Source organism: Janthinobacterium sp. SUN033, assembly GCF_030397595.1.
Classification (GTDB): Bacteria; Pseudomonadota; Gammaproteobacteria; order Burkholderiales; family Burkholderiaceae_D; genus Janthinobacterium; species Janthinobacterium kumbetense.
On the sequence record NZ_JAPQNV010000002.1, the window covers coordinates 199,851 to 216,447 of the forward strand.

18 protein-coding genes are annotated in these 16,597 nt (G+C 60.7%); 7 read left to right on the forward strand and 11 right to left on the reverse strand.

Annotation, left to right across the window (positions count from 1 at the left end; all coding sequences use genetic code 11):
- Positions 1 to 27: 27 nt before the first annotated feature.
- A complete protein-coding gene (locus OX460_RS09530; protein WP_251350494.1) occupies positions 28 to 483 on the forward strand; it encodes a hypothetical protein in 456 nt (151 codons plus the stop codon).
- A 16-nt stretch (positions 484 to 499) separates the two neighbouring features.
- On the opposite strand, the gene OX460_RS09535 is transcribed toward OX460_RS09530, so the two are convergent.
- The 9 genes from OX460_RS09535 to OX460_RS09575 all read right to left on the reverse strand — a co-directional run bounded on the left by OX460_RS09535 (position 500) and on the right by OX460_RS09575 (position 8,069).
- Entirely contained in the window at positions 500 to 1,042 is a 543-nt protein-coding gene (locus OX460_RS09535; RefSeq protein WP_289898514.1) for an NAD(P)H-dependent oxidoreductase, read from the reverse strand.
- A 225-nt stretch (positions 1,043 to 1,267) separates the two neighbouring features.
- Positions 1,268 to 1,609: a helix-turn-helix domain-containing protein gene (locus OX460_RS09540; protein WP_099667071.1), complete on the reverse strand. Its 342-nt coding sequence runs from the start codon at positions 1,607 to 1,609 to the stop codon at positions 1,268 to 1,270.
- 145 nt (positions 1,610 to 1,754) lie between these two features.
- Positions 1,755 to 3,059: a citrate synthase gene (gene gltA / locus OX460_RS09545; protein WP_099667070.1), complete on the reverse strand. Its 1,305-nt coding sequence runs from the start codon at positions 3,057 to 3,059 to the stop codon at positions 1,755 to 1,757.
- 122 nt (positions 3,060 to 3,181) lie between these two features.
- The gene (locus OX460_RS09550; RefSeq protein ID WP_034752073.1) at positions 3,182 to 3,463 is read right to left on the reverse strand and encodes a succinate dehydrogenase assembly factor 2; all 282 of its coding nucleotides are present in this window, start codon (positions 3,461 to 3,463) and stop codon (positions 3,182 to 3,184) included.
- A gap of 117 nt (positions 3,464 to 3,580) precedes the next feature.
- Positions 3,581 to 4,291 carry a succinate dehydrogenase iron-sulfur subunit gene (locus OX460_RS09555; protein WP_034752075.1) on the reverse strand — a complete coding sequence of 237 codons (711 nt, stop codon included), beginning with the start codon at positions 4,289 to 4,291 and terminating at the stop codon, positions 3,581 to 3,583.
- Positions 4,292 to 4,300: 9 nt separating this feature from the next.
- Positions 4,301 to 6,082, reverse strand: a complete 1,782-nt coding sequence (sdhA, locus tag OX460_RS09560; RefSeq protein ID WP_099667069.1) for a succinate dehydrogenase flavoprotein subunit — start codon at positions 6,080 to 6,082, stop codon at positions 4,301 to 4,303.
- Between the two features lie 2 nt (positions 6,083 to 6,084).
- On the reverse strand, positions 6,085 to 6,450 hold the full coding sequence (sdhD, locus tag OX460_RS09565; protein ID WP_034752078.1) for a succinate dehydrogenase, hydrophobic membrane anchor protein: 366 nt from the start codon (positions 6,448 to 6,450) through the stop codon (positions 6,085 to 6,087).
- A 2-nt stretch (positions 6,451 to 6,452) separates the two neighbouring features.
- Complete coding sequence (gene sdhC / locus OX460_RS09570; RefSeq protein WP_034752080.1) at positions 6,453 to 6,875, reverse strand: succinate dehydrogenase, cytochrome b556 subunit; 423 nt, start codon at positions 6,873 to 6,875, stop codon at positions 6,453 to 6,455.
- A 306-nt stretch (positions 6,876 to 7,181) separates the two neighbouring features.
- Entirely contained in the window at positions 7,182 to 8,069 is an 888-nt protein-coding gene (locus OX460_RS09575) for a GntR family transcriptional regulator (RefSeq protein ID WP_289898515.1), read from the reverse strand.
- Positions 8,070 to 8,374: 305 nt separating this feature from the next.
- Here OX460_RS09575 and OX460_RS09580 point away from each other — a divergent pair, with 305 nt between their 5' ends.
- The 5 genes from OX460_RS09580 (at position 8,375) to OX460_RS09600 (ending at position 15,317) form a co-directional block, all read left to right on the forward strand.
- Entirely contained in the window at positions 8,375 to 9,364 is a 990-nt protein-coding gene (locus tag OX460_RS09580; protein ID WP_034789110.1) for a malate dehydrogenase, read from the forward strand.
- Between the two features lie 110 nt (positions 9,365 to 9,474).
- The gene (locus tag OX460_RS09585) at positions 9,475 to 10,473 is read left to right on the forward strand and encodes an aldolase/citrate lyase family protein (RefSeq protein ID WP_289898516.1); all 999 of its coding nucleotides are present in this window, start codon (positions 9,475 to 9,477) and stop codon (positions 10,471 to 10,473) included.
- Positions 10,474 to 10,486: 13 nt separating this feature from the next.
- On the forward strand, positions 10,487 to 11,041 hold the full coding sequence (locus tag OX460_RS09590; protein ID WP_099667066.1) for a hypothetical protein: 555 nt from the start codon (positions 10,487 to 10,489) through the stop codon (positions 11,039 to 11,041).
- Positions 11,042 to 11,129: 88 nt separating this feature from the next.
- Positions 11,130 to 13,850 (forward strand): aconitate hydratase AcnA, encoded by a 2,721-nt coding sequence (gene acnA / locus OX460_RS09595; RefSeq protein WP_099667065.1) that lies wholly within the window; start codon positions 11,130 to 11,132, stop codon positions 13,848 to 13,850.
- Positions 13,851 to 14,063: 213 nt separating this feature from the next.
- Positions 14,064 to 15,317 (forward strand): DUF2863 family protein, encoded by a 1,254-nt coding sequence (locus OX460_RS09600; RefSeq protein ID WP_289898517.1) that lies wholly within the window; start codon positions 14,064 to 14,066, stop codon positions 15,315 to 15,317.
- On the opposite strand, the gene OX460_RS09605 is transcribed toward OX460_RS09600, so the two are convergent.
- Positions 15,314 to 15,574 carry a hypothetical protein gene (locus tag OX460_RS09605; RefSeq protein WP_289898518.1) on the reverse strand — a complete coding sequence of 87 codons (261 nt, stop codon included), beginning with the start codon at positions 15,572 to 15,574 and terminating at the stop codon, positions 15,314 to 15,316. The two genes, OX460_RS09600 and OX460_RS09605, sit on opposite strands and share 4 nt — an antisense overlap.
- On the opposite strand from OX460_RS09605, the gene OX460_RS09610 reads away from it, so the two are divergent.
- Positions 15,560 to 16,141 carry a CPBP family intramembrane glutamic endopeptidase gene (locus tag OX460_RS09610; RefSeq protein ID WP_289898519.1) on the forward strand — a complete coding sequence of 194 codons (582 nt, stop codon included), beginning with the start codon at positions 15,560 to 15,562 and terminating at the stop codon, positions 16,139 to 16,141. The genes OX460_RS09605 and OX460_RS09610 overlap by 15 nt on opposite strands.
- Here the strand turns inward: OX460_RS09610 and OX460_RS09615 are convergent.
- On the reverse strand, positions 16,130 to 16,594 hold the full coding sequence (locus OX460_RS09615) for a CYTH domain-containing protein (RefSeq protein WP_099668422.1): 465 nt from the start codon (positions 16,592 to 16,594) through the stop codon (positions 16,130 to 16,132). The two genes, OX460_RS09610 and OX460_RS09615, sit on opposite strands and share 12 nt — an antisense overlap.
- Between the last annotated feature and the right edge of the window lie 3 nt (positions 16,595 to 16,597).

A 16,597-nucleotide genomic window follows, 5' to 3' on the forward strand; every position in this document is an offset into this window, starting at 1 on the left:
GAGAGTATCTAATATTGAAAGAATAATATGCTTGCACGCGCCGCCCTCCCCTTCCGCATGCTGGAAACCTTCCAACTGGATGTGCTGGGCCGCGCACCGTCCACCTCGCTGCTGCTGAGCGGCGTGGCGGACGCCATCCTCGTCAATACCCAGTTTCTGCGCGACGATGCGGCGCAGTTAGCGCACACCATCGCCGCCAGCGGCAAGCGCCTGACCACCATCTATATCAGCGCGGCCGAGCCGCAAGCCTATTTCGGCCTGGGCGTGCTGCAGCAAGCCTTTCCGCAAGCCCATATCCTCGCCAGCGGCGCCACGGTCGAGGCGATACGCCGCCAGGCCGGCGCCAGGGTCGCCCACTGGGGCGGCATCCTCAAGCACAATGCGCCGCACCGCATCGTCCTGCCGCAGCCCTATGAGGGCGACAGCCTGCAGCTGGAGGGCCGGCAGGTCGCCCTGCATCAGCTGGAAGCGGCCTTGAACTGAGGCTGGACCAGCGTTCTTACAAGGCGGCCAGGAAGCGTTCATACTCTTGCGCGCTGCGCGCCAGCCGCCCGGCATAGTCCGTTTCCTTCGGCCCGTCTTCCGCGCCATAGAAGGCAAAGAAGCGGCGGTTGTCGGCGCCGATATACGCCAGGGTGACATCGAACGGCGCCAGCAGCTGCGCCAGGGTGACCTTCCACTTGCCTTCCGGCGTGAAGTCTTCCTGGCGGATGCCTGCCGTGACGGCCAGCGCCACCTTGCGGCCCTTGAAGGCGTCGCCGCCCGTGCCATAGGCCCAGCCATACGCCAGCACCTCATCGAGCCACCGCTTCAGCAAGGGCGGACAGTTGAACCAGTACACGGGGAATTGCAGGACGACATTGGCGTGCGCCTCCACCAGCGCCTGCTCGCGCGCCACATCGATATTTCCATCCGGATAAGCCCGGTGCACATCGTGGAGGGTGTAGCGCTCGGGATGCTGCGCCAGCTCCTGCAGCCAGCGCTTGTTGGCGACCGATGTGTCGATCGAGGGATGGAAGACGATAACGAGGGTTTTCTTCATGCTGCTTTCCTGAATATGGGATGGATGCACCGGACGCGCATGCACAGAAAAGCAGGCAAGCCGGTACCCTGCCCCAAGGCGCGCAGCACATGGCCGCGCGCCCACAAGGGCAAAAACAGCATAACCATGGCGAGTACTTTTCACAAGTACGCACATTGACTACCCATACAGTATAAAAAGTAAGTTACTTGACTGCAGAAATCCCCTTTGCCAGGCATATCCGGATCAGGCAGGCTGGTGCCGTTCACCCCATTCGCACAAGGTATGCAGCACGGGGATCAGCGAGGCGCCCTTGCTTGAGAGGGAATATTCCACCTTGGGCGGTACTTGCGGATATTCCTTGCGCACGATCAGCGCATCGGCTTCGAGTTCCTTCAAGACCACGCTGAGGGTCTTGAAGGCGATGCCGCCGAGATGCCGCTTGAGTTCGTTATGCCGCAGCACGGTGTTTTCCGCGAGCGCGTACAGGATCAGCATCTTGTATTTGCCGCCGATCAGCGACAAGGTATAGCCAAATGCCGTATCGCCCAGGGCCACGCCGCTGGGGGCGCATGTTTCGTCATTCATCGCGTTATGTTTCCTGTTGAAGCAAGACCTGAGCATACCAGCCCGGCTTGCGGCCGGCGGTGCGGACAGGCATAAAAAAAGCGAGCCGCGAGGCTCGCTTTTGTGCGCCGGGCCGCAAGGCCCGGCAAGAACAATACGCGGTAACTTAAGCGCGCTTGTCCAGTGGCAGCACTTCGCGCGTGGTCGAACCGACGAACAGCTGGCGCGGACGGCCGATTTTTTGCTCTGGGTCGGCGATCATTTCGTTCCACTGGGCGATCCAGCCGATCGTACGGGCCATGGCGAAGATACCGGTGAACAGCGATACCGGGATGCCCAGCGCCGATTGCACGATGCCCGAGTAGAAGTCGACGTTCGGGTACAGTTTGCGCGAAACGAAGTATTCGTCGTTCAGTGCAATCTTTTCCAGTTCCATCGCCAGCTTGAACAGCGGGTCGTCTTGCAGACCCAGTTCTTGCAGCACTTCGTAGCAGGTTTCACGCATCAGCTTGGCGCGTGGATCGAAGTTCTTGTACACGCGGTGGCCAAAGCCCATCAGCTTGACGCCGGAGTTCTTGTCCTTGACTTGCGCGATGAAGGCAGGGATGTTCTCGACGGTGCCGATTTCCTTCAGCATGTTCAGTGCCGCTTCGTTGGCGCCGCCGTGGGCAGGGCCCCACAGGCAGGCGATACCGGCAGCGATACAGGCGAACGGGTTGGCGCCCGACGAACCAGCCAGACGGACGGTCGAGGTCGATGCGTTTTGCTCGTGGTCCGCGTGCAGGATCAGGATGCGGTCCAGGGCGCGCACCAGCACGTCGTTGACCTTGTACTCTTCGCACGGGTTGGCGAACATCATGTGCATGAAGTTGGCGCTGTACGACAGGTCGTTGCGTGGGTACACGAACGGCTGGCCGACCGAGTACTTGTAGGTCATGGCGACCAGGGTAGGCATCTTGGCGATCAGGCGGATGGCCGACACTTCGCGATGACGCGGGTCGTTGATGTCCAGCGAGTCATGGTAGAACGATGCCAGCGCGCCGACGGTGCCCACCAGGACCGACATCGGATGCGCGTCGCGGCGGAAGCCACGGAAGAAGAATTGCATCTGTTCGTGCACCATCGTGTGCTTGGTGACGGTGTCGACGAACTTGGCTTTTTGCGCCGCGTTCGGCAGTTCGCCGTTCAGCAGCAGGTAGCACGATTCCATGAAGTCGGCGTTGACGGCCAACTGTTCGATCGGGTAACCGCGGTACAGCAGCTCGCCCTTGTCGCCGTCGATGTAGGTGATCGACGAGTTGCAGGCGGCCGTCGACATAAAGCCTGGGTCGTAGGTGAACTTGCCGCTACCGGCGTACAGTTTGCGGATGTCGATGACGTCCGGGCCAACCGTGCCTTTGTAGATTGGAAATTCAAGCGATGGGCTGCCATCGGAGAACGACAGGGTAGCTTTTGTGTCAGAGATATTCATGGGCTCTTCCTTCTCGGGAGTGAGTCGAAATTAAAATCAAAAATTCTGGCTGCAATTCGCACCGCAATTCGGCAGTGCTACAGCGCGCCACTCGCACCGTTTGCAATATATCGCCCAGGCGTCTAGGCAATGCGCAGTCGTTGCAGCAGTGCGCGCACATGCGGCAGATCGACTTCGCCTTCCGGCTCTTTACGGGCCAGTACCAGATCCATTAACGCATTGTCCGATAAATCCAGCAAACGCGTCAGCGCGTCAACTTCTTCATCGGTCAATTCGGTTTCATACGCATCGAGAAAACGGGTCAGGATAATGTCGTTTTCCAGCAGGCCACGGCGTGAACGCCAGCGCAGGCGGGCGCGGTTGGCCGGGTCGGCCTGATGCGAGGACAAAATTGATTCTGTCATTTGGTTTACCACTTTACGTGTGCCTTGCGGCACGGTGCTGCTTTGCAGGCGCCGCCTGCAGGCAAGAGAGGATACCCTCTTCCCGCAAACGGCGCCCGGCGGACGCGATCAGGGTGATCAGATCGCGCGGCGGACCATCAATTCCTTGATCTTGCCGATCGCCTTGTTCGGGTTCAACCCTTTCGGGCAGACGTCGACGCAGTTCATGATCGAATGGCAGCGGAACAGGCGGTACGGGTCTTCCAGGTTGTCCAGACGCGCGCCGGTGGCTTCGTCGCGCGAGTCGGCGATGAAGCGGTAGGCTTGCAGCAGGCCGGCCGGGCCGACGAATTTGTCCGGATTCCACCAGAACGACGGGCACGACGTGGAGCAGCATGCGCACAGGATGCACTCGTACAGACCATCGAGCTCTTCGCGCTGTTCCGGCGACTGCAGGCGCTCTTTTTCAGGCGGGATCGAATCGTTGATCAGGAAAGGCTTGATCGAATCGTACTGCTTGAAAAATTGCGTCATGTCGACGATCAGGTCGCGGATAACTGGCAGACCTGGCAACGGACGCAGCACGATAGGCTCCGACAGTTCGTTCAGGTTGGTCGTGCATGCCAGGCCGTTCTTGCCGTTGATGTTCATCGCGTCCGAACCGCACACGCCTTCGCGGCACGAGCGGCGCAGGGCCAGCGAGTCATCGACGTCCGCCTTGATGCGCTGCAGTGCGTCGAGCAGCATCTTGTCGGTGTCTTTCAGTTCGACCGTCAGGTCTTGCATGTACGGCTTGGCATCCTGGTCAGGATCGTAGCGGTAGATTTTGAATTTGAGAGTGCGTGCCATGGTATAGCCTTAGAAAGTACGTGGTTTCGGTTTGAAGGTATCAACCGTCAGCGGCTTGGTCACGACTGGCTTGTATTCCAGTCGGTTGCCTTCCGAATACCACAGAGTGTGCTTCATCCAGTTGTCGTCGTCACGTTGCGGATGGTCGTCCTGGGCGTGGGCGCCGCGCGATTCCTTGCGGGCAGCTGCCGAAACGATGGTCGCTTTCGCCGTTTCGATCAGGTTGTCCAGCTCCAGCGCTTCCACGCGGGCCGTGTTGAAGACCATCGATTTATCCTTGAAGGAGACGTGCTTGCGGCGCTCGTCGAGCTTCATGATTTCTTCGACGCCCTTGTTCAGCATCTCGTCGGTACGGAACACGCCACAGTACTTCTGCATCGTTGCGCGGATGTCGTTCGCCACGCCCTGCACGGTTTCCGTGCCGGTCGAGTTTTCCAGGCGCGCCAGGCGGCCCATGGCGAAATCGGCAGCGTCGGCTGGCAAAGGCTTGTTTTCCTTGGCTTTCAGGCCGCTGTTGACGATATGGTTGCCGGCCGCGCGACCGAAGACCACCAGGTCGAGCAGCGAGTTCGTGCCCAGGCGGTTGGCGCCGTGCACGGAGACGCAGGCGCATTCGCCGATCGCGTACAGACCGTTGACAACCTTGGCCGAATTATCCGGACCGGTCGGGGTGACGACCTGGCCGTGGATGTTCGTCGGGATGCCGCCCATCTGGTAGTGAATCGTCGGCACGACAGGAATCGGTTCCTTGGTGGCGTCGACGTTGGCGAACTTGTGGCCGATTTCCAGGATCGACGGCAGGCGCTTGGCGATGGTGTCGGCGCCGATATGGCGCAGGTCCAGCATCACGTGGTCCTTGTTCGGACCGCAGCCGCGGCCTTCCTTGATTTCCTGGTCCATCGAACGCGAGACGAAGTCGCGCGGCGCCAGATCCTTCAGGGTCGGCGCATAGCGCTCCATGAAGCGTTCGCCTTCGCTGTTGATCAGGATGCCGCCTTCGCCGCGCACGCCTTCGGTGATCAATACGCCCGCGCCGGCCACGCCGGTCGGGTGGAACTGCCAGAATTCCATGTCTTGCAGCGGCAGGCCGGCGCGTGCCGCCATGCCCATGCCGTCACCGGTGTTGATGAAGGCGTTGGTCGACGCGGCGAAGATGCGGCCTGCGCCGCCCGTTGCCATGACCGTCGTTTTTGCTTCCAGGATCATGCATTCGCCGGTTTCCATTTCCAGCGCGACAACACCGATCACGTCGCCTTCGGCGTCACGAATCAGGTCGAGTGCCATCCATTCGACGAAGAAGTGCGTACGGGCGCGCACGTTGCGCTGGTACAGGGTGTGCAACAGGGCGTGACCGGTACGGTCGGCTGCCGCGCAAGCGCGCTGCACCGGCTTTTCGCCGAAGTGGGCCGTGTGGCCGCCGAATGGACGCTGGTAGATAGTGCCGTCAGGGTTGCGGTCGAATGGCATGCCGAAGTGTTCCAGCTCGTACACGACTTTCGGTGCTTCGCGGCACATGAATTCGATGGCATCCTGGTCGCCCAGATAGTCGCCACCCTTGACGGTGTCGAACATGTGCCAGAACCAGTTGTCTTCAGCCATGTTGCCGAGCGACGCGCCGATACCGCCCTGCGCCGCAACGGTGTGCGAGCGGGTCGGGAAAACTTTCGACAGAACTGCGACGTTCAGACCGGCTTCAGCCAGTTGCAACGACGCGCGCATGCCGGAACCGCCGGCGCCAACGATTACCGCATCAAAGCGGCGGGTAGGGATTGCAGATTTATATGCTGCCACGATTACACACTCCAGAGTATCTGTACCGTCCAGCCGGCACAAGCGATCAACCACAGCATGGTGGCAATTTGCAGGGTCAGACGGAGGCCAGCGCTTTTCACGTAGTCCATCCAGATGTCGCGTACGCCGACCCATGCGTGGTAGAACAGGGCGACGAAGGTCACCAGGCTGAACAATTTAAACCACTGCTGTGCGAACAGACCAGCCCAGCCTTCATAGCTGAAGTTGCTGCCGGTCAGGAAAGAAATAAGCAGGATGGCAACATAGGCCACCATGACGATGGCGGTAACGCGTTGCGCCAGCCAGTCGCGCAAGCCGTAATGGGCACCGACGACGAGGCGTTTCGGTCCGATATTATTGTCTGCCATGTTTAAAATACTCCAAACAGTTTCAAAGCGACCAAAGCCGTCAGCACCAGGCTCACGACCAGCACGGAGGACGCGGTCTTGCGTGCCGAATCTTTTTCGATGGCAACGTGCACATCCATGAACAGGTGGCGGATGCCGGCGCAGAAGTGGTGCAGGAAGGCCCAGACCAGACCCAGGGTGATCAGCTTGACGAACCAGTGCGAGGCGATGCCCTGGAAGTAGGCATACGACATTTCGGAACGCAGACTCAGTTCCAGCATGTACAGGATGCACGGCAGCAAGGCGAAAATGATGAAACCGCTGATGCGATGCAGGATCGAGACGATGGCGCCGACAGCCATGCGGTAGTTCGACAATTCGGTAACATGAATGTTACGGAATTGCGGCCGTTCTTTTTTTGGTACTTCTCTTACGGCTTCAGACATAACAAAAACCTCCCCTTTGAATTTCAACTAAATATTGAAGCCGCGATTTTCGCCGATTTTCGCAACCCATACCAATATCTATTGTTACATATAACCAAAATGGTTTTTTACTACAAAATACCGCGCTACTTTCCGTAGTTCACGTAATTTAATTACAGAATCGCCGGCAAAACACGGCCCGCCGGGGCGGGCCATGCTGTCGCTGCGCTTTCCGTTGTCTCCGTTGCCCGCCTTGCGGCAGGCATCTTGCAAGCGATGCACTTCAGCCTTGCTGCTTGTCCGGACACCCGCGGGCGTCCCGCCGCTTCAGCTGAGTTCATTCTGATAATGATGACGACTGGTCAGGTACAAGCCCCGGCGCAGTTCGACCGGCTTGTCGCCGTAGGTAAACGACACGCGCTCGGAACTGAGCAAGGGCGTGCCGAGGTCGATATTTAACAATTGCGCGGCGCCCGCGTCGGCGCACACGGCGCGGATCTGTTCGGACGCGCGTATCATGCGCGTGCCAAATTCCGTCTCGAACAGGCCGTACATGGGACCCTTGTATTCCACCAGGCGCTCGGCCGTCAGGCCCTTGAAAATCAGGCCGGGCAGCCACAATTCCTCGACGATGGTCGGCACGCCGTCGAAATACTGCACGCGCTTGATGAAGATGACGGCGTCGCCGGACTTCAGGTCCATCAGGCGCGCCACGTCGGCCGGCGCGCGCACGCGCTTGACCTCAATAAACTTGCTTTCGGGATAATGCGGCACGCCTTCGTCCGGCACCAGGCGCAGGAAGCGGAAATGCGCGCGCGCCTCATGGTGGGTGGAAACAAAAGTGCCCTTGCCCTGGCGGCGCATGACGAGATTCTCGGCGGCCAGCTCATCGATGGCCTTGCGCACCGTGCCCTGGCTGACCTTGAAACGGCCCGCCAGCTCGACTTCGCTGGGAATGAGTTCGCCCGGCTTCCATTCGCCCGATTGCAGGCTCTGCGTGATGAGCGCCTTGATCTGCTGGTACAGGGGACTGAAGGTGGGCGAGGCATTCGCGGCCGGCGCGGCCACGGTAGCAGTGGTATTCACGCTGGCAACAGGGGTGGCGGCGGTGCTGGCCGCTGCGGCAACAGGCGTGGCCGGGGTGCCCGCGGTCGGACTGACCGCCCCGCTTGCAGCAGTGGCATTGTTGGTCAGATTGGACGAGGCGGAATTCATAGTCCGACATTTCAACACAAATCACTGCCCGCGTCCAGTAAAACACACGTAGTTATCTGTCTTATATAAGACATAAGATATGATTGACAGATAGGGATCGGAGGCCTAAACTGCCCTCGATAAAACTTGTGAGCCCGCGTTTTATGTTGTCGGCCAGCCACTCTGGCCTCGTGCAGCACAAGCGTGACGGCAGCGTACACCAGCAATTCGGTGGCGCGGGCCGGTTTTGGTATCATTATAGTTTTTCCGGATAAGCGTAAGCTCAGCTTCAAGCCCGTTTTCTTTCCCATTTTTGGAGATTCATCATGGCTAAAACCCCAATGCGTGTTGCAGTGACCGGCGCCGCCGGCCAGATCGGCTACGCCCTGTTGTTCCGCATCGCCAATGGCGACATGCTCGGCAAAGACCAGCCTGTCATCTTGCAACTGCTTGAAATCCCGGACGAAAAAGCCCAGAAGGCGCTCAAGGGCGTGATGATGGAAATCGACGACTGCGCGTTCCCGCTGCTGACGGAAATGACCGCCCACTCCGATCCGCTGACCGCCTTCAAGGATGTCGACGTGGCCGTACTGGTTGGCGCGCGTCCACGCGGCCCAGGCATGGAACGCAAGGACCTGCTGGAAGCGAACGCCCAGATCTTCACCGTGCAAGGCAAGGCGCTCGACGCCGTCGCTTCGCGCAATGTCAAAGTACTGGTGGTCGGCAACCCTGCCAACACCAACGCCTACATCGCCATGAAATCGGCGCCGTCGCTGCCAGCGAAAAACTTCACCGCCATGCTGCGCCTGGACCACAACCGCGCGCTGTCGCAAGTCGCTGCCAAGACCGGCACCGCCGTGAAAGACATCGAAAAGCTGACCGTGTGGGGCAACCACTCGCCAACGATGTACGCCGACTACCGCTTCGCCACCGTAAACGGCAAGGCCGTCAAGGACCTGATCAACGACCAGGAATGGAACGCCAACACCTTCCTGCCAACCGTCGGCAAGCGCGGCGCGGCCATCATCGAAGCGCGCGGCCTGTCGTCGGCAGCGTCGGCAGCGAACGCCGCCATCGACCACATCCATGACTGGATGCTGGGCACCGCCGGCAAGTGGACCACCATGGGCGTTCCTTCGGATGGCTCGTATGGCATTCCTGAAGGCACCGTGTTCGGCTTCCCGGTCACCACCGACAACGGTGAGTACACCATCGTTCAAGGTCTGGAAATCGATGCATTCTCGCAAGAGCGCATCAACCTGACCCTGAAAGAGCTGACCGAAGAGCGCGAAGGCGTGAAACACCTGCTGGCCTAAGTCCAGTATTGGCGGCGCGGCCTGAGCGCCGCCCGCCAAGAAGGCCGCCCGCGAGATTCGCGGCGCGGCTGTTTTCTCAAGTAGTTTTTACCTGCAGAAATGCCTTAAGCATGCACCCTTCCGAGGTTTTATTCCAAGGCAAACGCCAGCCGCTGTTGCTCGCCGCTTGCGACCACTACGCCGGCTCTGAAAAGCTGATGCGTAAATCGATTGCTTTGCAACAAGAGCTTGGCCCCCTGTTCGACATCACGTTCGACTGCGAAGACGGCGCCAGCGCCGGCAATGAAGAATCCCACGCCCACATGATCGCCGGCCTGCTGGCCAGCGACGAGAACCAGTTCAACCGCATCGGCGTGCGCGTGCACGACGTCGACAGCCCGTTTTTCGCGCGCGACGTGGAAATCATCTGCACCGCCGCGTCCCGCCTGGCCTATATCGCCGTACCCAAAGTGGGCGGCGTGCAGGATGCCATGCTGGCCATCGACCTGATCAACCTGCACGCGCGCCGCGCCGGCCGCGACAACCTGCCCGTGCATATCCTGATCGAGACGCATGGCGCGCTGCGCGACGCCTATGCGATCGCCGCCCTGCCCCAGGTCGAATGCCTGTCCTTCGGCATCATGGATTTCGTTTCGGCCCACTACGGTGCCATTCCCGCCGCCGCCATGCGCACGCCGGGCCAGTTCACGCATCCGCTGGTGGTGCGCGCCAAGCTGGAAGTGGCCGCCGCCTGCCACGCGCACGGCAAGGTGCCGTCGCATAACGTGACGACGGACGTGCGCGATTCGGCCGTGGTGGCGAATGACGCCCAGCGCGCGACAGCCGAGTTCGGCTACACGCGCATGTGGAGCATCCACCCGGACCAGATCAAGCCCATCATCAAGGCCTTTACGCCGCGCCTGTCCGAAGTCAACGAAGCCAGCAATATCCTCAATGAAGCGCTGCGCGCCAACTGGGGACCGATTGCGCAAAATGGCCGCTTGCACGACCGCGCCAGCTACCGATATTATTGGACCGTTTTGCAACGCGCCAAACTGGCAGGCCTCGGCCTGCCCGAGGCGGCCGCTGCATTACTCAACGCCCCCTCTTCCAGCACCACTGAAAACTGACAGGAATTACACGATGTCCCTCTCCAAATTAGCCATTGCCTGCAGCGTCGCGCTGGGCGCCATGACCCTCACGCTGGCGCCGGCCAGCTTCGCCGCCACGGATACCAAGGAGCCGGCAAAAGCCAAGGCCGTCAAGGCCAAGCCGAAAGCCAAGGCCACCAAGGCCAAAGCTGCCGCCAAGGAAGCGCATCCGCTCGCCATGTCGGTGGTCGACAAGGAAGAATCCGATGAGCCGGATACCGCCGGTTCCGCTTCCACCGATTTCAATTGTGAACTTGGTAATAAAATTACCATCTACACCAATGCGACTGACGACAAACACATCGCCCTGCGCTGGAAGAAGCGCCTGCACCGCCTGAGCCGCGTGGGCACCACCACCGGCGCCAACCGATTCGAGAACCGTCTGTATGGTCTCGTCTGGATCGGCATCCCGGCCAAAGGCATGCTGCTCGATTCCAAGCAGGGCCGCCAGCTGGCCAATGAATGCAAGGATGCGGAGCAAGCCAAGCCAGCGGCAGTGGTGGAAGCCGCGCCATCGCTGGGCGTGCTGCCGGCGACCGGCGGCTGATGTGAGCAGCAAGGGCCTCTTCGGGGGCTCAGTCATGTTTTGTAATTTGAATAATCAATAAATAGACGATACCCAACAAGGAGAGGTCATGTCCCGCAACACTCTGAACACGCTCAAGGACTTTAATATTTCGGATAGCAAGAAGGGCAAGCTGTACTCCCTGCCTGCGCTGGAAAAAAGCCTGGGCATCAATGTCTCCCGCCTGCCAGTGTCGATTCGTATCGTACTCGAATCGGTATTGCGCAACTGCGACGGCAAAAAAGTCACCGAAGAACACGTCAAGCAATTGGCGAGCTGGGGCCCGACCGCCGAGCGCACCGACGAGATCCCGTTCGTAGTGGCGCGCGTCGTGCTGCAAGACTTCACCGGCGTGCCGCTGCTGGCCGACCTGGCAGCGATGCGCAACGTGGCCGCCAAGATGGGCATCAACGCGAAGAAAATCGAACCGCTGGTGCCGGTTGACCTGGTGGTCGACCACTCGGTGACCATCGATCACTACCGCGAAAAGAAAGCGCTGGACCTGAACATGAAACTGGAATTCTCGCGTAACAACGAGCGTTACCAGTTCATGAAATGGGGCATGCAAGCCTTCGACACCTTCGGCGTCGTGCCACCAGGCTTCGGCATCGTCCACCAGGTCAACCTGGAATACCTGGCACGCGGCGTGCACCACGCAGGCAAGAAAGCCGGCGACGTGTACTACCCTGACACCCTGGTCGGCACCGACTCGCACACCACCATGATCAACGGCATCGGCGTGGTCGGCTGGGGCGTGGGCGGCATCGAGGCGGAAGCCGGCATGCTGGGCCAGCCGGTCTACTTCCTGACGCCTGACGTCATCGGCGTGAACCTGTCGGGCGCGCTGCGCGAAGGCTGCACCGCCACCGACCTGGTACTGACCATCACCGAATTGCTGCGCAAAGAAAAAGTCGTCGGCAAGTTCGTCGAATTCTTCGGCGAAGGCACGGAATCGCTGACCCTGACCGACCGCGCGACGATCGCCAACATGGCCCCGGAATACGGCGCGACCATGGGCTTCTTCCCTGTCGACGAAGCCACCATCGATTACTTCAAGGGCACCGGCCGCAGCAAGGCTGAAATCGCCGCGTTCGAAGGCTACTTCAAGGCGCAAAACCTGTTCGGCGTGCCAAAAGCGGGCGACATCGACTACACCCGCGTGGTGGAACTGAACCTGGCGTCGGTCGCTCCGTCGCTGGCCGGCCCGAAACGCCCGCAAGACCGTATCGAAATCGGCAACGTCAAGGCGAACTTCGCCGAGCTGTTCGCCAAGCCAACGACCGAAAACGGCTTCAACAAGAACCCGGCCGACCTGGCTGCCGTGTACGAAACGACGAACGGCGTGAAAGTATCGAACGGCGACGTGCTGATCGCCGCGATCACCTCGTGCACCAACACCTCGAACCCGAGCGTGATGCTGGCTGCCGGCCTGCTGGCCAAGAAAGCCGTGGAAGCCGGCCTGAAAGTCGCTCCGCACATCAAGACCTCGCTGGCCCCTGGCTCGCGCGTCGTGACCGAGTACCTGACGGCTGCCGGCCTGCTGCCATACCTGGAAAAACTGGGCTTCGGCGTGACCGCCTACGGCTGCACCACCTGTATCGGCAATGCGGGCGACCTGACGCCCGAGCTGAACGCCGCCATCGCCACGCACGACATCGTCGCATCGGCCGTGTTGTCGGGCAACCGTAACTTCGAAGCGCGTATTCACCCGAACATCCGCTCGAACTTCCTGGCTTCGCCACCGCTGGTCGTCGCTTACGCCATCGCCGGCAACATGACGCGCGACCTGATGACGGAACCGGTCGGCAAGGGCAAGGGCGGCAAGGACATCTACCTGGGCGACATCTGGCCGACCTCGGCTGAAGTCTCGGCCATGATGAAGTTCGCCATGAACGCCAAGGTGTTCAAGGACAACTACGCGGACGTCAAGGGCGCGCCAGGCAAGCTGTGGGAGAAAGTCACCACTGTGTCCGGTCAAGTCTACAACTGGCCGAAATCGACCTACATCGCGGAACCACCGTTCTTCGACAACTTCTCGATGACGCCAGCGGCAGTGGCCACCGGCATCGAAGGCGCGCGCGCACTGGGCGTGTTCGGCGATTCCATCACCACCGACCACATCTCGCCAGCCGGCTCGATCCAGGAAAACGGTCCTGCAGGCAAGTGGCTGAAGGAAAACGGCGTCCTGAAAGCGGACTTCAACTCCTACGGCTCGCGTCGCGGCAACCATGAAATCATGATGCGCGGCACGTTCGCCAACGTGCGCATCAAGAACCGCATGATCCCTGCGAAAGCGGACGGTTCGGCAGTCGAAGGCGGCATCACGATCCACCAGCCTTCCGGCGAAGAAATGTCGATCTACGACGCAGCGATGAAATATGTTGCTGAAGGCACGCCAACCATGGTCTTCGGCGGCGAAGAGTACGGCACGGGCTCGTCGCGCGACTGGGCAGCCAAGGGCACCCAACTGCTGGGCGTGAAAGCCGTGATCACCCGTTCGTTCGAGCGTATTCACCGCTCGAACCTGGTGGGCATGGGCGTGCTGCCGCTGCAATTCATCGGCGACGACAGCGTGCAAACGCTGGGTATCACCGGCAAGGAAACCTTCGACCTGAAAGGCCTCGAAGGCGAAATCAAGCCACAGCAACTGGCTACCCTGGTGATCCACCGCGCCGACGGCTCCAGCCAGGAAGTCAAAGTCCTGCTGCGCATCGATACGCCGATCGAAGTCGACTACTACAAGCATGGCGGTATCCTGCCATTCGTGCTGCGTCAACTGCTGGCCGAGTAATCAGCCCAGCTGTGAGATAAGATAAAAGCGCCGGTTCCGACCGGCGCTTTTTTTCGTCCCGGCACCCCGTTTTTCCTTGAAATTCAGACTATTGGCATGATCTAAGGACAGCTTACGTATTGCGTGCGGCTGAATCCTCTACAATACGGTTATAAGGGTTTATCATTGTTTGACTGATCCATTTTTTTCACTTTCCGAGACTCTTATCCCGCTATGCGTCGTCCTTCCAAAGATTCATCCCATAAACTGACTGCCGACAGCCAGCGCCTGGTCACCTTTGCCCAGGCGATCGTACAGGCAGCCAGCCGTCTCGAAGAGCGGTCCTGGGAACACAGCCTGGATACGCAGCTCCAGAAATTACTCAAAACCGGCCACCAGGACACCATCGACAACACCCTGGGCAGCCTGTTCAAGGAAGACTTGAACGCCTACGACGTGCTGATGGACTGCGTTGAAGCCGTCAGCGAATCGACCGTCGTCACGCATGAAGACGTGCGCTACGACGCCCTGCTGGTGGCCGTGCCCATCCTCGCGTGGACGCGCTTTTCCATCGCCTCCGGCCCCATGGCCGGCGACGCGCACGGCGTATTGTCCGCGCATTTCGCCGCCCACCTGCTGGCCGACGGCACGAAGATGGCCATGGCGCCGACCCTGTATTCGATCGACCAGTTGCCGCGCAGCCACGTCGAAACCTATGCCAAGACGCAGAAGCTGGCACTGGCCGCCCTGAAAGGCACGGCCGTCAAGCCATCAGGCAAAGAGGCGGAAACGGCGCCCTTCCTGGCCGATACGCGCTACCTGCTGGTGGCCGTAGTGGCCCCAAGCGGCGCCCCCCTGTTCCGCTGGCAGACGCCGGCCAGCCAGCCCGACTTCATCAAGGAGCGCAGCGCCGCCCTGGAACAATGGCGCACGCAGGCGACGCCGACGATTGCCCGCCTGCTGCCGGGCTGCGGCCTGGAACTGCTGCTGCCGGAAGCGTACTACGTGGCCTGCCGCGAAGCGGACAAGCTGATACGCCCCGTCTCCGTGCGCGCCGCCGTGCACTACCTGACGCACACGCTGGCCATCGAGCCGTCGGAACTGCGCGCCGTCATCGCCGGTTTCGGCGAGGAAGCGGCCGACGGCCAGGTGGACGAGTACCGCATCGCCTTCACCCTGCGCCAGGCGCCGGATGTCATCTACGGCATCGTCTGGCCTTTGTACGGCCAGGAAGACGAGGATGGCACGCCGATCGAAGGCCTGATCCAGGTCGGCATCGCCGCGCTGGACAAGCAAAAGACGCCCGTCGATGAAATTATCGAGCATCTGAACGCCGCCGGCGTGACGCAGATCAAGCGCCATGCGGAACGTTTTGTCGGCGAATACTGCGACGATTGCGGCGCGCCCCTGTTTGCCGACCCGGTGGGCGAGTTGGCGCATGCGGAAATGCCGGAAGATACGCCGCAAGGTACCGAGCATTTTCATTAATTGATGCAGCATGGGGCCGGAAGTTTTCTTCCGGCCTTTTTTTCGCCCCGACCGCCGATGCCTTCCAGCCCAGTCTCGCTCTCTCCCCTGCGGCCAGCATTGCTGGCGCTATCGTTTCCCATGCTGGCAATGTTACTGGCGAGCGCATTCATCGCCATGCGCGTCATGGGCACGCTGGGTCCGTTGGGTTTGTTCTGGATGCTGCCGCTGAGTTTTTGCGTGATGGCGGCCTGCCATGGATCTTGCTGTCGCCGCATGGACGCCGCAACATCGGCCTGCAAGCGCCCTCCGGCAAGGCGCCGTATGCGCTGGCCTTGATCTGCGGCGCGGCAGCCGCGCTCCTGTGCTTTGCCCTGGGCATGCTGCTGTATGGCGCCACGCCGGACAACTGGTTTGTCAGCATAGCGGCCAGCTTTCGCCGCACGGCGCCCACGGCGGGGCTGAGCATCTGGATGCTGCACCTGATGATCACCGTGCCGGCTTGCATCTTCAGCCCTATCGGCGAGGAAATCTTCTTTCGGGGCGTGCTGCAAAAGGCGCTGGAGGAAAAACTGTCCGTGCGCAGCAGCACCTGCGTGGAAGCAGGACTGTTCGGCCTGGCACACCTGTGCCATCATGGCTTGAGCATGACGGCTGCCGGCCTGTCGCTGAATGCGGCCTCGGCGGCGGTGTGGGTGACGCTGATGTTTGCGACAGCTTGCCTGTTCGCATGGTTACGGCGCCGCCATGCTTCGCTATGGCCAGCGATGGCGGCGCACGCGGCATTCAATCTGACGATGAATGCCGTGATTTTCCAATTTCTGTGGCCAACATTACCACTGTGAAAACGGATGGCGGATCAGGTTGGCGTTGTAGTAGCGCGCATCGCCCGACACTTCCGCGCCGACCCAGTCGGGCTTCTCGAACGGCTGGTCTTCCGAGGCCAGTTCGATCTCCGCCACCACCAGGCCCGCATTAGCGCCCAGGAACTCGTCGACTTCCCACACCATGCCCGCGTGTTCGATGCGGTGGCGAACCTTTTCGATCAGCGGCTGTTCGCACAGGCTGTCGAGCAGTTCGGCCGCGTCGGCCAGCGGAATCGGATACTCCCACTCGCCGCGCGTCGCGCCCACGTTCGCCCCCTTGATGGTCAGCATCGCCTGCTCGCCTTCGATGCGCACGCGCACCACGCGCTCGCGCGCGGACGACAAATACCCCTGGCGCAGCAGGACCGACTGGCCCAGGCCCCGCCAGGCGTCGCCGGCAAGCAGAAATTTACGCTCGATCTCGATACCCATGAA

Excerpts from the sequence above, each read along its gene's own strand:
- OX460_RS09530 (WP_251350494.1), top strand. The coding sequence starts at position 28 with ATGCTTGCACGCGCCGCCCTCCCCTTCCGCATGCTGGAAACCTTCCAA.
- OX460_RS09535 (WP_289898514.1), bottom strand. The coding sequence starts at position 1,042 with ATGAAGAAAACCCTCGTTATCGTCTTCCATCCCTCGATCGACACATCG.
- OX460_RS09540 (WP_099667071.1), bottom strand. The coding sequence starts at position 1,609 with ATGAATGACGAAACATGCGCCCCCAGCGGCGTGGCCCTGGGCGATACG.
- gltA (WP_099667070.1), bottom strand. The coding sequence starts at position 3,059 with ATGAATATCTCTGACACAAAAGCTACCCTGTCGTTCTCCGATGGCAGC.
- OX460_RS09550 (WP_034752073.1), bottom strand. The coding sequence starts at position 3,463 with ATGACAGAATCAATTTTGTCCTCGCATCAGGCCGACCCGGCCAACCGC.
- OX460_RS09555 (WP_034752075.1), bottom strand. The coding sequence starts at position 4,291 with ATGGCACGCACTCTCAAATTCAAAATCTACCGCTACGATCCTGACCAG.
- sdhD (WP_034752078.1), bottom strand. The coding sequence starts at position 6,450 with ATGGCAGACAATAATATCGGACCGAAACGCCTCGTCGTCGGTGCCCAT.
- sdhC (WP_034752080.1), bottom strand. The coding sequence starts at position 6,875 with ATGTCTGAAGCCGTAAGAGAAGTACCAAAAAAAGAACGGCCGCAATTC.
- OX460_RS09575 (WP_289898515.1), bottom strand. The coding sequence starts at position 8,069 with ATGAATTCCGCCTCGTCCAATCTGACCAACAATGCCACTGCTGCAAGC.
- OX460_RS09580 (WP_034789110.1), top strand. The coding sequence starts at position 8,375 with ATGGCTAAAACCCCAATGCGTGTTGCAGTGACCGGCGCCGCCGGCCAG.
- OX460_RS09585 (WP_289898516.1), top strand. The coding sequence starts at position 9,475 with ATGCACCCTTCCGAGGTTTTATTCCAAGGCAAACGCCAGCCGCTGTTG.
- OX460_RS09590 (WP_099667066.1), top strand. The coding sequence starts at position 10,487 with ATGTCCCTCTCCAAATTAGCCATTGCCTGCAGCGTCGCGCTGGGCGCC.
- acnA (WP_099667065.1), top strand. The coding sequence starts at position 11,130 with ATGTCCCGCAACACTCTGAACACGCTCAAGGACTTTAATATTTCGGAT.
- OX460_RS09600 (WP_289898517.1), top strand. The coding sequence starts at position 14,064 with ATGCGTCGTCCTTCCAAAGATTCATCCCATAAACTGACTGCCGACAGC.
- OX460_RS09605 (WP_289898518.1), bottom strand. The coding sequence starts at position 15,574 with ATGCGGCGACAGCAAGATCCATGGCAGGCCGCCATCACGCAAAAACTC.
- OX460_RS09615 (WP_099668422.1), bottom strand. The coding sequence starts at position 16,594 with ATGGGTATCGAGATCGAGCGTAAATTTCTGCTTGCCGGCGACGCCTGG.